This window comes from Halococcus salifodinae DSM 8989, assembly GCF_000336935.1.
GTDB classification, from domain to species: domain Archaea; phylum Halobacteriota; class Halobacteria; order Halobacteriales; family Halococcaceae; genus Halococcus; species Halococcus salifodinae.
This window is the reverse complement of record NZ_AOME01000028.1, coordinates 23365-38992: the sequence shown is the minus strand read 5'-3', so window position 1 is coordinate 38992 and position 15628 is coordinate 23365. Positions and strand designations below refer to the sequence as shown.

16 protein-coding genes and 1 pseudogene are annotated in these 15628 nt (G+C 55.5%); 9 read left to right on the top strand and 8 right to left on the bottom strand.

The genetic code is table 11. The annotated features are described in order from the left end of the window. Positions 1-108: 108 nt before the first annotated feature. Together C450_RS06020 and C450_RS06015 are read right to left on the bottom strand one after the other, a co-directional pair. Positions 109-795, bottom strand: coding sequence for a hypothetical protein (locus tag C450_RS06020; protein WP_005041356.1), 687 nt, complete (start codon positions 793-795; stop codon positions 109-111). Beyond that, the gene (locus C450_RS06015; RefSeq protein WP_005041354.1) at positions 782-1480 is read right to left on the bottom strand and encodes a helix-turn-helix domain-containing protein; all 699 of its coding nucleotides are present in this window, start codon (positions 1478-1480) and stop codon (positions 782-784) included. The genes C450_RS06020 and C450_RS06015 overlap by 14 nt, the downstream gene beginning before the upstream one ends. 233 nt (positions 1481-1713) lie before the next feature. Here C450_RS06015 and C450_RS06010 point away from each other — a divergent pair, with 233 nt between their 5' ends. Next, entirely contained in the window at positions 1714-3045 is a 1332-nt protein-coding gene (locus C450_RS06010) for a hypothetical protein (RefSeq protein ID WP_005041353.1), read from the top strand. 37 nt (positions 3046-3082) lie between these two features. Here the strand turns inward: C450_RS06010 and C450_RS06005 are convergent, their stop codons facing one another. Both C450_RS06005 and C450_RS06000 read right to left on the bottom strand, forming a co-directional pair. Next, positions 3083-3451 (bottom strand): calcium-binding protein, encoded by a 369-nt coding sequence (locus tag C450_RS06005; protein ID WP_005041351.1) that lies wholly within the window; start codon positions 3449-3451, stop codon positions 3083-3085. 6 nt (positions 3452-3457) lie between these two features. Continuing rightward, complete coding sequence (locus tag C450_RS06000; protein ID WP_005041349.1) at positions 3458-3922, bottom strand: IS1096 element passenger TnpR family protein; 465 nt, start codon at positions 3920-3922, stop codon at positions 3458-3460. Positions 3923-3997: 75 nt separating this feature from the next. Here C450_RS06000 and C450_RS05995 point away from each other — a divergent pair, with 75 nt between their 5' ends. The 6 genes from C450_RS05995 to C450_RS05970 all read left to right on the top strand — a co-directional run bounded on the left by C450_RS05995 (position 3998) and on the right by C450_RS05970 (position 11750). Further along, positions 3998-4561, top strand: a complete 564-nt coding sequence (locus C450_RS05995) for a hypothetical protein (protein WP_005041346.1) — start codon at positions 3998-4000, stop codon at positions 4559-4561. 204 nt (positions 4562-4765) lie between these two features. Beyond that, positions 4766-5605, top strand: coding sequence for a hypothetical protein (locus C450_RS05990; protein ID WP_005041344.1), 840 nt, complete (start codon positions 4766-4768; stop codon positions 5603-5605). A 55-nt stretch (positions 5606-5660) separates the two neighbouring features. Further along, on the top strand, positions 5661-6638 hold the full coding sequence (locus C450_RS05985) for a SprT-like domain-containing protein (protein WP_005041342.1): 978 nt from the start codon (positions 5661-5663) through the stop codon (positions 6636-6638). A 184-nt stretch (positions 6639-6822) separates the two neighbouring features. After that, the gene (locus tag C450_RS05980; protein ID WP_005041340.1) at positions 6823-8616 is read left to right on the top strand and encodes an SWIM zinc finger family protein; all 1794 of its coding nucleotides are present in this window, start codon (positions 6823-6825) and stop codon (positions 8614-8616) included. Between the two features lie 95 nt (positions 8617-8711). After that, a complete protein-coding gene (locus tag C450_RS05975) occupies positions 8712-8993 on the top strand; it encodes a hypothetical protein (protein WP_005041337.1) in 282 nt (93 codons plus the stop codon). 1410 nt (positions 8994-10403) lie between these two features. Beyond that, the gene (locus C450_RS05970) at positions 10404-11750 is read left to right on the top strand and encodes an orc1/cdc6 family replication initiation protein (RefSeq protein WP_049909895.1); all 1347 of its coding nucleotides are present in this window, start codon (positions 10404-10406) and stop codon (positions 11748-11750) included. Positions 11751-12214: 464 nt separating this feature from the next. On the opposite strand, the pseudogene C450_RS20675 reads toward C450_RS05970, so the two are convergent. After that, a pseudogene (locus tag C450_RS20675) lies at positions 12215-12437 on the bottom strand (IS4 family transposase); the annotation flags it as partial. On the opposite strand from C450_RS20675, the gene C450_RS21515 reads away from it, so the two are divergent. Beyond that, positions 12384-12929, top strand: coding sequence for a hypothetical protein (locus C450_RS21515; RefSeq protein ID WP_162531013.1), 546 nt, complete (start codon positions 12384-12386; stop codon positions 12927-12929). The pseudogene C450_RS20675 and the gene C450_RS21515 sit on opposite strands and share 54 nt — an antisense overlap. On the opposite strand, the gene C450_RS05960 is transcribed toward C450_RS21515, so the two are convergent. Together C450_RS05960 and C450_RS21510 are read right to left on the bottom strand one after the other, a co-directional pair. Next, on the bottom strand, positions 12926-13474 hold the full coding sequence (locus C450_RS05960; RefSeq protein WP_005041325.1) for a PH domain-containing protein: 549 nt from the start codon (positions 13472-13474) through the stop codon (positions 12926-12928). The genes C450_RS21515 and C450_RS05960 overlap by 4 nt on opposite strands. A 53-nt stretch (positions 13475-13527) precedes the next feature. After that, positions 13528-14109, bottom strand: coding sequence for a hypothetical protein (locus tag C450_RS21510; protein WP_161606943.1), 582 nt, complete (start codon positions 14107-14109; stop codon positions 13528-13530). Positions 14110-14317: 208 nt separating this feature from the next. Between C450_RS21510 and C450_RS05950 the strand changes: the two genes are divergently transcribed. Further along, on the top strand, positions 14318-14968 hold the full coding sequence (locus tag C450_RS05950) for a DsbA family protein (RefSeq protein WP_080510273.1): 651 nt from the start codon (positions 14318-14320) through the stop codon (positions 14966-14968). A gap of 39 nt (positions 14969-15007) precedes the next feature. Here the strand turns inward: C450_RS05950 and C450_RS05945 are convergent, their stop codons facing one another. Then, positions 15008-15229 (bottom strand): hypothetical protein, encoded by a 222-nt coding sequence (locus tag C450_RS05945; RefSeq protein WP_005041319.1) that lies wholly within the window; start codon positions 15227-15229, stop codon positions 15008-15010. Positions 15230-15628: the final 399 nt, after the last annotated feature.

The window sequence follows — 15628 nt, the reverse complement described above, 5'->3', positions numbered from 1 at the left end:
GAGCGTCCCCAGTGTCATGATCTCCGACTCTGGATCCGAATCGATCTGACAACTGTCTTGCGGCATAGTAGCACCTACCACACCCGAGGAACGTAATTGTTTCTCCATTCAGAGTTCCTCCAACTGCGTGGTCAGAAACCCAGTCAGTGTCTCGATGTCCTCAGTTGGCAATCCTTCCTGCTGGAAGACACCTTTGAACGAGTCCTCGAACCCATCACTGTCGAGTCGGTCCAAGACGTTCTCGATCTGCGTAGCCAATGCGGCTTGATCCCCTCTCTGGAGGTGCGTCGCGATCCGGTCGAAATCTGCAGTCGCCCCGATCACGACAAGATCACGGGCATCTGCCAACCGACCGCTGTGGAGTTTGAGAGCGAAAAGAAGCGCCGGCTCGGGTATTTGTGCCGACAAATCCTCAGCAATGTCGAGTGATTCGACGGTACTGTGTTCTTCGAGGTAGCGGTACGACCACTCAGCATCCGTCTGCCGGCAGCGCAACGCGTCAACGAGTGCATCGAACTCGACAGTGTTCTCGCCGACAGGCTTTTCGTATCGGACGATACGTCCTTCGTATATGTTTGATACGTCTTCATCGAAGGCCTTTGTGTAGCTGCGTTCCGTGAGGAGTGCATCGTAGTTCTCAAGCGACGTTTGGGGAACCACCATGTCGACATCGGTCGTGAACCGTGCTTGGAACGCCGATACCGCCCACCCGCCGACGAGGACGTACGGGAGACCTACATCCTGAATCTCACGATGGGTGGCGACGAGTGCTGATCGGCGCTCACTGAGACCCATTCTCATCCCCGACAGGCCCTCCATCTGCAATCATCTGATCGTGATGGTGTGCATCGATATCCATGTCGTACTCGTCGTCGATGATCGCCAAAGCCGGTTCGTAGGCAGCACGGGTTTCCATCATCTGCTCAACTGCGTCCTCCAACGGGATGACCGGGCTGCCGTCAACCCACTCGCTGTCGATACTGCCCGTGATTGGGTACAAGATATAGTAGACGGTCCCCTCGATATCACTGGCAGCGGGGCGCTCATCAATCGCGGTATCGATACCAAATTGGGCGAAGAATGCCATCCAACGGACGACATCCTGATCATGTACGTTGATAAAGACGGGATAGTCATCGTGGTTACGTGCGACCTGATACCCACCGTGTGTCCAGACGTAGGCGGCGTCGATCTCCGTGTATGCGAACTCCATCCCAGCGAAGTGAGGGATTACGTACGCATCCTCCTGTGAGATACTGTCCCGGCCGTACAAGGCGGCCACCATCTCGGCGTACTGCTGGCGCATCTGGTGGTCAACGATTCGAATACCGTTATCAGTAATAGCGATGATTTTTGCTTCTTGTAATCGCTCGATCCAATCGTATACCCAGGAGTATGAGACGCCGATTTTCTCCGCAACCCGATTGATAGAGTCGCCACGCTTCGCTGCTAAGACGATCTTCGCAGCAGTCGGATCCATCAATTCAGTCATCGACATGATGCAGTCTTGGTTATCTCTAACGCGATAGCAGTACAAATGCTTTCCGCTGCAGTAGATTCATATGGATTGTTGTGAGTCATTTCGGTATGCCACCGATACGGGGTCGGCGGCTACCGGTACACAGTCACAACAATCCCGATCAGGGTGTCGTCAATAGGACACATTGATAGCGCGAAAGCGATTTGAACCAGCCTGCATCAGAGCCCGTACGCATGACTAACATCCGGAAGGCCGACGCTGAACGGGTGTTCGAGTGCCACGCGGAGTTGCTCGCGTACACCAACCAGCGACTCGACGTGGTCGATGGAGTCACCGACGGAGCCGATGTCCGCAACAGTTCCCCCCAACAAGTACTCACTCTTCGTGACGCGCTGTGCGACTCCCCGGAACTCATCCACGGGTTTGTCTGGGAGAACCCAGCCGACCTCAACCGAGCAGACCGGAAGCTGGTTGCGAGTTGGCGCGCGCTTGAACAGGGCCGATTTCTCGTTCGTCGGTTCACGCCCGACTACGCTGAGTTCTTGCAGATGACATCGCCTCATCGGCTCTTTGCTGTTAACGCACTCAACGAGTCGTTCAAGCGAATGGGCGTCGATCCACCACAACTCGTCTCGGGCGTCTTGCTCCCCTATGGCGATCGCATCGTCTCGGACGGCCAGCTCGAAGCTACTCCATCCGGTGGCACCGCGATGAACCGCGAGTTCGACGACGAGATCGAGATGGCATCCGACCGATTCGGCCTCATCGAACGGCTCCCCGCCCCCCGAGAAGCCACACAGCCCGACTTCCGATACGAGAACGGTGACACACCAGTCGAGGCTCGCCAGCAGCTAGATGAACTGTACCGCGAGGCAATGCGCGGCGATCCCGGAGCCGCATACCGGCTGATCGCACGCTACGAGCAGGCCGCCCGGGACGACGACGTCGATCCTGACCCAGCCACCCGCTTCGAAGAGTACTACTACGATCGCGCCGCCACCGGTCTCGATACAGTCGCGCTCACGGAAGGCTGGTCATTCCTTGCCGACCTGATCGACGCGTACGACCCACAAGAAGACGGTGACGTGTCGCTGGCCGCCGCAGCCGTGGGGAATGCTGTCGCCCACTACGTGATTCGAAGCCGACTCACACGCACTGTCGCCGACATCCCGACTCCAGCGATTGAATACCTGCTCGCGTGTGCCGACGCCACGCCAAACACGAAAGCCTGGTACGAATCGACTACCGTCGGCTGGGCGATCGGTCACTCCGACGTATCGGTCGTCGATGCCCTCCACAGCGCCGTCACGGATGATCGCACGGCGTGGGCAAGCGCGATTCTTCGGCAGACGTTCCATGCCGACCAGCACGCGGCAGCGGAAACCGTAGCTGAACTCGCTGCTGACGGACATCTCAGTGAACTTTCGACCGACTTCTTTGACGACCTCTCACGGCCGACCGCGTGGCCAGCGGGACCAACAGGGTCCTGGTGGGAAGAGTTCGCCTATAGCTTCGAATGGGACGAAGCAATCGAGGCCCGTGTCCGGAAAATCGTCTCTGAGTAGCCGACGAAAGCAGCATCGGGACCCACCGACACTTCCGTTAGCACAATCGATTGCCGCGCCCATTCCAGTAGTGCCAGTCTGCGACAGCCTCCTGCGTGTCACTGTCCATATCGGCCAACTCCAACTGTGACAGTGGCACACCAAATTCCCGGTCCATCCACTCGATACGCACGAACATCTCGCTCATGCAATCCCCTTCGTCCGCCATCCCTTCTACGCGTACCTCTTCGCCCACCTCCAGTGGGGAAACTGTTCGCTCCTGGATACATTGTGCTTGGAACGGAAACCCCACCTTGTCTTCGAGGTAGTAGTACCAGCCAAGTGCCTGTTCCTCCGAGGTGTAGGCATCGACGATCACTTCCATCCTGATGCGTTCGTCCCGTTCTTCGTCTCTGTCTACGGTCATACCTGATCACCATCCTTCATCTGGCAGGCCATACTGCTCGACAGGATCGCCGTTCTCGTTCACAACTTCGGGCGCTTTGTCGCTAGATTCGGTCTCATCGATCTCCTTGAGAATGGCGTAAAAGCGCCACTCGTCGCCGTAGTCGAACAGGTAACAGATCCGGTCGCATTCGTCCAGATCCAGTTGTCGAGCCATCTGTCCGATCGTCGTCTCGGAAGCGTTGTACTCCTCACCGCCTCGCATCAGCCCACCGGCTGACTGTTCGATCTCCTCTGGGCCCTTGTACTGAACATCACTATCCCAGTAGTCCTGGTCGGTCCCGAAAAACCAGAGGTGGTCCTGGTTGAGCCCCACCGCGTGGTTCAGCACCGTCTGGAGCTCGTCGAGCGTCCGGTCTCCCCCGACAGCGATGTCACGCCACAGTGAGGTCGGATCGTATTCGGACTTCACGCGGAACCGATAGATGGTCATCTTCCTCCATTTGCTTCGGGACGGACGGTTGTGAGTTCGTCGGTACCGTCTTGTCCATTCATACAAAGTACCGACATGGCAGAGTTCGATCCCGATCACGACGAGTCGGATCTGCCGGACCTCGCCGATCGTGACGCCGTCATCCGGTTCCTCGAACGGAACGATATCGCGCTTCCCGAGAGGTTGACGATCGAGAAGGTCAAGTCCCGGGGTAGTTGGTGGGCCATCGACGACGAGTCGTTCAGCTTCCGTGTCGAGCGCCATCCATCGGGACCGTTCCCTTCGACATCGGCGACCGGCAGGGGGATGCCGACGCCCGCGCGGTGGCATATCCGCAAGCGGTACACCTACGATCTCACCACCGACGAGTGGGACGTTGCCGAACACATGCGAGAGTTCGATTTCGATGCTGGGTTACTCGTCGACGCGGAATTCGAGCAGCTGCCGAACAAAGACATATGGGATCAGGCACTTGGTCGCGCCAGAGACGCCGAAGATCCCGAGGAAGTGCTTGACGACCAACTTTCCCTCACCGAACAGAAGTATCGAGCCACGTTTGATGACGTGCCCGAGGACCATCTGGAGGAAATGCTCGCCGTCCTCGAACAAGCATTCCGGCGGCGAGCAGGCATGGACTGACGCGAGTCAGCCTTGGAAGGAACGCCTACAATCCCAGACGTGGAAGCACGATCCATGACAATCGACACATGCAGGATGTGGCTGCCACTGAACCCGCCACGGGAGGGCGAGTCCGACACCAATGTCTGGCGTGACATCGAAATCGATCGTATACGCTGGCGAACGTTTATCGGACCATCTTCGACGAGGAGATGCTGATCGACAATGCCACGCGACATCGCACCGCTAACAACCGCGCTCGAAGAGACGACGCCCGGCACGCAACACGACGTGTACCCCCTGCTCCCTGCGTGGGATAGGTCAATCGAAGCGACACTCGAACGCAGTGGAGGAAGTCGCTTCCGGGAAATCATGAAGCAGTATCTCCCACAGGTGATCGATCTCGTGGATACTGCTGCAACGAACGAGGAGATCGACTGGGCCTTCCTCAAAGAGTGTATCGACGCGTATCCACCAGGTGTCGGTGATCACCATTGTTCGTCGGTGCTTGCCAACGTCGTCGCCCGGTGTATGATTCGAATCCGGATCAACCAGGGGGTCGAGGAGATTCCGGCGTGGGCACTCGAGTACCTTGCAGCGATCACGATCGACGAGGACGGTGACTGGGCGGTGGGATCAGCTGGTGTTTACGGCTGGGGAGTCGGCCATCCTGACGTTGCTGTTCTCGACCGGACTGTCGAACGCGCCGAAATCGAAGACGACTGGTCCACACTCGATATCCTCGAACACGTGACCTTCGCCGATCCGGACGCTGGAATTACACTCCTCGAACGCCTGCTTCGATCGCCAGACGTCGTCGAGGACATCGAGTACCTGTATATTCTGGAATCACCACTCGAACAGGACTTCCCGGATTTCCCGGAGTACTGGGAGCCATACACTGAACTGAAGTACGGGGTCACCTTCACGGACGACCAGATCGACCGATTGCTGACACTCCTTGGAGATACAATCCCTCCAGACCGTCTTCGGCACTTCGACGACAACTTCGCGTTCGATCTCCAACGAGCGGCCGGCGAATACGGTGCTAACTCCGCCGACTGAGAGACGATCGAACAACCGTGACGTTGATACTTGCTTCCGGCCGATAGTGGGGCAGATGGTCGAGTACAGTCGTCTCGTGGCCGAGGAAATTACGACCACGCTCGATAGAGCCGGTTTCGAGAGTCTGTCTCCCGACTCGTTTCATATCGACGTGACTGACTCGTTCCAGCGCAAACTCGGCGAGTGTCGGCCTGTTCGGCAGCCCGACGGCGAATCCGGAACAGACCAGTACCAGATCCGCATCGCTCGCCGGTTGTTCGACGATACTTGTGACTCCCAGTGGCGAGATACGGTTCGCCACGAAGTTGCACACGCGCACGTCCTCTCGACGCTCGGGCAGGACGTACAACCACACGGTAGTGAGTGGAAGGAAGCAGCTCGACGGGCAGGAGCGAACCCGACCGCACGCTACGAAGCCAGCGACGACCTCCTGGACGCGGACTACGTTCTTGCGTGTCCGGACGGCTGCTTCGAGCGCGGATATCTCCAGCGAACCAAGCGGATCAAGTACCCCTGGAAGTACGCCTGCAACGAGTGTGAAACGCGTCTCGTGAGCTACGACGCTGGTGATTGTCCGTTTGATCTCGAACCTGGTACCTGCTACGTGGCAACCCTCCCGTGGGAAACAAGCGACGACCGAGAGACTCCAGACACGTCACAGACAGCGCCCTATCTATTGGCGTGTCCGAACGGATGCACCGAGTGGCCCTATCAGCGGCGGACAAAACGCATCAAGAACCCCTGGCAGTACACCTGCCCAGAGTGTGACACAACACTCGTCAGTTGCGACGGGAGAGACACACCGACCAGATTCGACCCAGGATCCTGTAACGTCGAAAGTATTCCCTGGTCCGAGCCACGAATCATCCACGCCTGTCCCGACGGGTGTTTCAGCCTCGGTTACGCCCAACACTGCGAAGAGACCCGCCATCCCAACCGGTACAGGTGTGGAGACTGCAATACCCGAACTGTTTCGTATCCTGCCGGCCAGCAACCAAGTGACCTCGCGCCGGGTACCAACTACACCGACTGATCACAGGTGAATTTCATCATTGGCTTGTCTCCGAGAGCATTGGGTTCGTGTCCGAAAGTAGGGTGAGAATGAGTTCAGAGATTCTGTATTCGGTGCCGACACAGCAACTGAGGCCGATCGAATTTGCTGCCATGGAACGACACAGAGTATAATATCGGGCCTGTCGTAGCAGCCCCCCAAGAGCATGAGTAGCGAGCAGTGGCCCACCGTGACAGAAGCGACTGTTCGGGAACTGGCCAGATCCACATCGTACGATCGCGGACAGTCATACTACGAGCGAGGAGCAGTCAGCGACGTGGTTCAGCGCGGTGAGACAGTCCGGGCCGATGTCGAGGGAAGCCAGTACCAGCCCTACACGGTAACCATCGAGTTCGACGATGCTGGCGTCGCGCGGACCGACTGTTCCTGTCCGTACGACCATGGCGGGATCTGCAAGCATCGCGTTGCTGTGTTGTTGACGTACATCCGTGATTCTGAGCGGGTAAGTAACCGACAGCCGATCTCGGAGCTGATTGCCGACGCGAACCGGGAGACACTGCAGAGTCTGCTCGTCGAGCTCGCTGACAATCGTCCAGAGGTGGCTGACTGGGTCGAAACCCGTCTCACCACCGCTGACGACGAGTCAGATACCACCGCATCTGTGTCGGTGAGTCTTGACTCGATTCGTCGCCAAACAAACCACGCGCTACCAAAACCGGGACAGAGAGGCCACAACGATGCCTACGCTGAGGCAGAGCGCATGGCCGAGGAACTCGACGCGTTGATCGAGCAGGCACGGATGGCTCTCGAGGCCGGGGACGGCGAAACCGCGCTCGACGTTCTCGCAGCGATCACCGATGAACTCGCGGACAACAGGTGGGCCGGCCTCCTTCCCCACGATATTCCTCGCGTGTACGAGGTTCTCGGTGATCTCAGTGAGGCCTTCATCGAAGCGATTCTCACGGCCGAGTTGACCGAGCGTGAGCGGGATGATTGGGAGGAGCGCCTCACCGAGTGGGATGGTCAGTTCCAGCACTTCATGGGTGAATCCACGTTTCGGGCTGCGGCAGACGCGGCGGCACAAGGGTGGGACGATGCACGAGTCCAGCAGGCAATGGAGGGTGACCTTGACGGGGGAGAGTTCTGGGAAGATGAGGAATCCAGATATGCTGAAGACATTGTCACGGCCCGCCTCACTATCCTCGAACGAGAGAATCGCATCGGGGAGTATCTCAACCTCGCTGAGGCGGCAGCGCAGTCCCAAGCGTACGCAAAGATGCTGGTACAGGAAGGACGCACCGAAGAGGCCGTCGACTACACCATCGAGCGGTTATCGACACCAGGTGCAGTGCTCGAAGTGGCCACAACGCTTCGTGCGCACGACCAGACACAGGCAGCCTTGCGGGTGGCCCAACACGGCCTGACACTTGAGGGGTTCCGGAAAGACACGCTTGCAGAGTGGCTACGCGATCGAGCAGCCAGTGCTGGCGACTGCGAACTCGCGCTGAAGGCAGCCGTCACTGCGTTCGAGGCGAGTCCGTCGTTGAGCGCCTACCAAGCGGTCGAAGAGATCGCTGCCGACGACTGGGAGGGCATTCAGTCCAACCTTCTCGAATTCCTCCGTACGCAGAACCCACGTGGCAATACTGCTGCCCGGTCTGTGGAGGTGTTCCTTCATGAAGAACAGTACGACGAAGCCATCGAACTCGCGGATAGCACCAGCCAGACCAGCGTGATCGAACCAGTCGTTGAGGCAGTCATAGAGGAACGCCCTCAGTGGGCGATCAGCACCTGCAAGTCTCAGGGTGAACCGATCATCGAAAACGGTCAACACGACAGCTACGCGACGGCTGTTCGCTGGCTCAGACGAGCAGGACAGGCGGCCCAGGCGGCTGACGAACTCGATGAATGGCGTGAGTACGTCGAAACAATGCGGGACGACCACTATCCCAAGTACAAGTTGCGTCCGATGCTGGATGACCTGTTAGAGGAGTTCTGAAGTACGACTCGCTCGGTAGCCATATCAACCCGAACAGGGACAGGTCTGGCGAACGTCTGCCGAAGTTTTTCTGTCCTCGACACATACGAATGAGTATGGAACGGCGTCGTCTCCCCTCCTATGCCGTTGAAGCCTACGATATTCTCCGTGATGCAGCGCCGGAGGCCGATGACGGACGCCGAGAAATCCCGCCTGAAGCCGCTCGCACGGCGCTGGAGGACACCGACGAGGAGTTCACCACTGGCGACATCGACCACGTCCTCGACCTCCTCTACAATCGCGGCGAAATCTACCACGTTAACGATCAGATTCGGTTCACCGATCTCAAAGAGTTCGATAAAAAGTATCACGACAATGAAGAGGAAGACGACGAGTGACTCGCATACAAACAGCGCCGCTCTTCGTTGTACTTCTGCGGTTAAAGATGAATGAGTAGCACGATCGGAGTTGACGACACCGGTGTCTGTCGGTTTTGAGCGTGAGGACGTTCAGACACTTGATCGCTACTGGGACGAAGGCCATCCGAGCGCCGTTGCGCCGAACACGCTGAAACTGTCCATTCTCTACAACCGTGGTGACCTCCGCGGGAGGCGTGAACTGTTGCAAAACAGTACCTCCGCTTAACCGCAGAAGTACAGTTCGGTAGTGTAGTGGAATTGTGAAAAGAGACGTCATTCAGCCTCTGTATAGCCCATTTTCTTGAAGTAGCGACTGTCTCTAATCCCTAGTTGTTAATTGCTTGCACGCTATTGCTCCAGTTTACACAAGAGCAACCAAGAGCGGCGCTTGATGATGCCAAAGTCGTTGTTGAAAACGATCCGACGCCGCTTAAACAGGAGTTACGGACCGTCGACGAACTGTTGATTATTGACCTGGAGCGGGGGCCTATTTCAAGAGAACTCGTCCCGAGTGGTGGTTCCGGCCCAACGTTCAGTCCGAACAGGTTCGGCGGCAACCGACATGACCATCGATAGTGCCATTCAAAAATAATATACTTGTTATACTACTAGAAATCTGAGTCAGTTTCCCGAGAGGGTTCACTAACTACCGATTCGTGTATTAACACCACTATATGTATTATATGTGGAGGGTAGTGTTATGTGATGAAACTAATCTGTGATTGGGTTTGAGAGTATCTTACCCCCACACCCCGTGTGCGAGATGATTTTTGTTCTGGGTACAACCGGCTTTGAGGGTGGTTAGATGCTAAAAGTGGCTAGAGAGGCGTTAAGAGGAACACAACCCCACAAACATGGAACAAGCAGGGAAATAGCAGAGCTACAGTCTACTGTTGATAATTTACCACTACAGTCCATCTCAAGCTCCAGTACGGGTCCGGTTCATAGGACACCTATATAAAACCATCTGATCTAAAGCTAATATCTCAATTCTCTTCTCTGAGCAATCTTCAGTGTACAAGCCGTTGTTTCAAGCTATTTCGTCCCATTCTGTAGGAGATGGTCTTCTACCCTCTCTCACTGATTTCACTTCGCACACGGGGTGTGGGTGTCATACAAATTTGGATTCATTCATGAGGTCTAATTTGGTTCCATCTTGTACACGGTGGGTGTCTGAGTTCGCTACTCCCAATCAAACATCTACATGTCATGTCATGTCATCCAATTCATCTCGCACACGGGGGGTCTGCATTTAGTTTTGATTTCGCCCACGGTTAGCCTAAATCTGTTTTCACCCTCCATACGAGCCTTCTATTTGAGGAATACGGCAAATTTAACCTCGCACGTGGTACCCATATTTATTTATAGAACGCGCTGTACTCGCATGATATGGCTGACGGCAACGAACAACAGTCTCTCTCACAATCGATCAAGGGCCGTCTTCAACAGGGAGTCCAAAATTCTGTTTTTCGGGACAAAGGACTACTTGATCCCGACGCCGTCATTGATGAAGATCGTATCGTCGGCCGCGATAAACAGTTGGATGATATTATCACCTACCTTCGGCCAGCGCTTCAGGGCAATCGCCCCCCTAATATGCTCCTGTATGGACCGTCAGGCACTGGGAAATCACTCATCATCAATGCTGTCTGTCAACAGGTGCTAGAACTTGCGAATTCTCAAGGCGATCGCTTCGGCGTAATAAAAATCAATTGTCAAACTATAAAATCGCACGACCGCGCTGTCTATCGACTCGTTAAAAACGCTGCAATCGAAGCTGGCGTCGATATAGGCGTTCCTCAGAGTGGTATCTCGACTGATCAGAAACTTAACCGATTTTACCAGATTCTAAGCAATAATTTTAATTCTGTTATTATCATTCTTGATGAAGTTGATCTTCTTGTTGGCCGTCAACGTGATCCGAATGATGAACCCGCATACTCGAAACTACTCTATCAGCTTTCGCGTGCTTCTCAGCTGGGACGAATTGAGGGACACGTCTCGGTCGCTGCTCTCACAAATGATCCACGGTTCATGGAAGACCTTGATGGCCGTGCAGAAAGTTCATTCAACCCACAAGATGTAGTCTATTCGGACTATGATGCGACCCAGCTTCAAGCAATCCTAGAGCGTCGTCGCGATGCTTATTATGATGATGTCCTTGAAGATGGCATTATTTCTCTTAGTTCTGCGTTCGCTGCGCAGGACCATGGTGACGCACGCAAGGCAATTGACCTCTTCCGAAAGGCAGGTGAGATTACGGATCGGCAGGGTGGGGAGATTGTTCGTGAAGAACACCTCCGAGACGCTCAGAAAGAGGCTGAACGCGACCGTACTTTGACGCAGATGCAGGGGCTGTCGACACAGAAGAAACTATCACTCTATGCGGCAGCTATTGTTCCTATCCATTCCCAGCGGAATCTAAGTGCCGTTCCCAGTACTATCGCGTACCGGGTCTATCAATACATTACGGATCTTTTGGATGTTGACGAGAAATCACGTGACTCTTTCCTTCGATACATGAATGAAGCGGAGACCTACAATTTCGTCGACTCAGAGAAACGAGGCCGAGGCTACGGCAGTGGGGTTCACAAAGAATACACATTTGTGGACGATCCTGAAGTGGTCGCTGAGACGCTGCAAGCTAATATTCGGCGTGAAGGTATTACACATGATGAGGAACTGATTGAATCTGTCGTGAACGCTCAAATACAAGATTTCTTCGATGGAAAATGACCATGCGTTCTGTCCACTGAGTACGATTCCTTGTAACAGTAGCCAACACCACATTCCATATTCTTAACATGATTTTCATATCGCACACGGGGTGTCCCTACGACTAATCATCCAATTCATATCGCACACGGGGTGTCCCTACGACTAATCATCCAATTCATATCGCACACGGGGTGTCTGCTTGAGGGGCACTGGAACAGGTGCGTAGACTGCGCACGCTTAGCCGAATGTGAGCAAATGGACGGAGAACCGAGAGATACGTCGTCTCAGTGCCAAGGAGCGAAGAAAACCACAGCTCTGGCGACAGCCGTCGCTGGCTCCGTGTGTTGGGATTAGCTGAACGAATCCAGCGTCTTGTTCTACTGCGTCCGGATTTTCTGGATTACACGCGCCACGCCNGCTCTGGCGACAGCCGTCGCTGGCTCCGTGTGTTGGGATTAGCTGAACGAATCCAGCGTCTTGTTCTACTGCGTCCGGATTTTCTGGATTACACGCGCCACGCCACCCTTGACCGGGTGGCGCTGGCGGAACCACTCAACAAGCATGTATCTAATCAAATCACAGAACAACTCAAACAACACACAGTTCAACGATTTTGAATGAAATTCTCGATGTTTAGAATTGTTTGAATTCATGAAACAGAATCTCCATCACTGTCCGAAGCGTGTAGATGTTGATCACGTCTACCTTGATCAGGAAGATGCGGAACATCCCCATCTGGTGTTTCAGGAAGGAGAACGCAAGAACGGTCCGGGCACGGTCTCGCTGCTTGTTGGCGTCGACGACCTCACCGCACGGATTGATGCACTTGCTGATGAAGGCGACTGGTCAGGGTATCTTTTCCCGTCTTCTGCATCTGAGCGTGGATGTATTGTTACTGACACCATTCGAAACCACTTCGTCATGCTCGCTGAGAACGCAGATGTGACTGTTGCTGGGAAGACACCAACTCCGAAGATGGGCCGGCGGTTCTGGTACTCGCTCTATGGTGAGGCTGTCCAGCAAATCGCCGAGCGCTACACACCGATCGCTGAAGATCAAGGTAGTTCTGATCCTGGAGTCGTCCTCGATAACTACCTTTCAGAAGCTGAACAGCGGAAGCATCGACGTGAGGCCATGCATGACGAGCTCGTTACCTTGCTCGACGATGGATCGATACCGGCCCCACGTACCCCTTAGAGTGGCTGCGGGTCTGCTTGTCCGTCATCATTTACGGAATCAAACGCCTCGGTGAGAATCCCGTTCACGTCCTGCGGTTGGGATACGTTCGTAAGAAGTATCTCGAGATCGTCAGACCCTGCTGTGTAGATTGTGATATCGCCGAGCGAGAAGAGACGTTCGAGCGCCGACTGACTGCAGGTGGTATTCTGAATCCGATCGTGACGAATCTTGAGAACGTCTTGGCTGATCAGCCCCTCTTTTCGGTACACCTCTTCGGTAGTGATCACGTAGTGAGTCCGTCTGAGCATTCCATACTGGATCGCGAAGAATACGATGCCAGCTACGACGAAGACGAGCGGAAGCAACGCCCACTGTTCAGTGAGTGTTTCCGGCACCCAGTCCAGTGGGATCAGGAACGCGGTGGTGAGTCCGAGACCAACGACGATGAGAGCAAGGCTGAACAGGATATCCGAACCGATTGTATAGAGCGAGGGATGTCCATCCCAAATCACCTCTTCATCATCGGTCAGGTGAAGCCAGTCAGCTGTTTCGACGGAAGCCATGGGATGGTATCGGTAGCTTTCTCATGGATAATAAACGTTCTGCGTGGCGACATCTACTTGCCGGACTCACTGACATCCAGCTCTGGTACGAGGTCTTCAAGGACCGAAAGCGTCGTCTCCAGGTCTTTCAGTTCGCCTCGTCGCTGCTCGATCTCGAATTCGATTTCGCTGATACGCTCGGAGATGCGATGACAGAGATCGCGTGGGGCATCGAGTACGACCTCCCTTGGCTTTTCATCGGTGACTGTTGGCTCTTCAACCGCTATTTCCGGACCGGCACCGATCGAAGTGCTGGACGTGGACGGGGTTGCCCCGACCGCCTCTCCGCCGTCAGTCGCAAGCGCCGGGGCTACCGGCGACGACGTGTCGTTTGGACGTGCCGGCTCCCGTTCGGCGAGCTCTGCATCGGAGGGCCATTCATTCGGATGGGCGAGGTCACCGCACGCGATATCGAGTTTCACCCGTCGAAGATGCTTGCAGTCCGTCTTCGAGGGTTGGGTCGTGTGATCTGGACAGCTGCATGTTGGTGAGTCATCCTCGGTTGATCTGCTTTCAGGCGGAAGATGGACGATGTAGGTCGCTTCGGAAGCGGATTCGACGTGGTACGTTCCGAGTTCGTGAGTGGTGATGGTCATCGATTCATCGATCGCGCGTTGCGTTCGCGTGTCGAGCGTGGAGTGCAGGCTGGAGCCGGAGGTCGCGGATGTGTCTGTGCTCATCGGTACTGAGAACACCTCGCACCACCGGGAGCGGAAAAACTGAGGGGGCCTGTTGGCTACTGGCCAATCTGGGTGGCAGAGAGTATTTCAGGAAAGGCGAAGAACAATCGCTGAACCGACACAAATGACTCCAACGATCACACGCCGCCGACTACTCGCAGCTGGAGGGGTGGGACTGACTGGTGTAGGGGGCGGATATGTTCTCTTGGAGCAGGCCAGTGGGCCTTCGACACCAACGTGCGACTCGTCTCCACCAGCGAAGCTCGATCCCCCTGCACTTGGCAACTCGAACGCCCCGGTAACTGTGACAGAGTATGTCGACTACTCGTGTCCTCACTGCCGAGACTATGCGCTCAACACCTTTCCCCAAATCCGCCGCGAGTTTGTTGCGTCAGGGGCGGTCCGCTACGTCCATCACGATTTCCCGATCCCGGTTAACGACTGGAGCCGTCCGGCTGCGAACGCTGCTCGCGAAGTCCAGCGACTCGGTGGGGACCAAGCGATGTTCGCGTATACGGTGGCACTGTTCCGTCGGCAGGATGATTTCTCGCATGGTCTGTTCAAGGATCTTGCTGCTGAGTTGAACGCGAATATCGATGGCGAGAAGGTACGGCAGGCAGCAAAGACGGGCGCATACTGCAAGCTGCTCAACGCTGAAGCCAAGCAGGCGTCTGATCGTGGCGTGTCGGCGACGCCAACCGTGTACGTCAACGAGGAGAAGCTCGAAGCCCCGTCCGCAAACTCACTGATCGACGCAATCGAAAAAGCCCAGTAGTGAATACCTACGCCCGTATGTCGAGAGAATTGGGGTTTTTCAGTAGAGTGACTCGGGTTCTTCCCAGTCATCATCGCTCTCGCCCCGGCAGTGGACGGATTCACCGCTCCCCGGTTGAGGACGATCTGGTTCCGATACCCATTCGTACTTTTCAGAGGGATCGTCCATGTTCCGCTCGTCGGGACCAAAGCTCTTGTCGACGTGATCGTACTCCGTCTCGATGCTTTTCCGTCGGTTAGATCGCCGCCGATCACTGGCCATACTGCAGACTGTTCTGCCTTCCTATATCAATGCTCGGGCAAATTCCTTCTCCCGCATCTTCTCTTCCTGGGTTCGATCTCAGTTACCCCGGGAAAGCTTAGTTGTGCTCAAAGAAACCGACAAGTAAATTGGACAGGCCAGAGAGAAGAAAAACTGTACGACGATGAACCGCAGAGAGATCCTCCTTGGAGGTGGGACCAGTCTGACAGCCCTTCTCGCCGGCTGCAATAGCTTAAATTCCAGCAGTGAAACGAACGGGTCAGGAACGAATGGAACGACCCAATCAGAGTCTGGGATCGACGTCATCGAAACGACTCAATCGGAGTCTGGAATCGATGCTCCAGAAACGACCCGGAGCGGTCCGGCAGCGTTTTCGCGTGCCGAACTCGGTGGACCAGC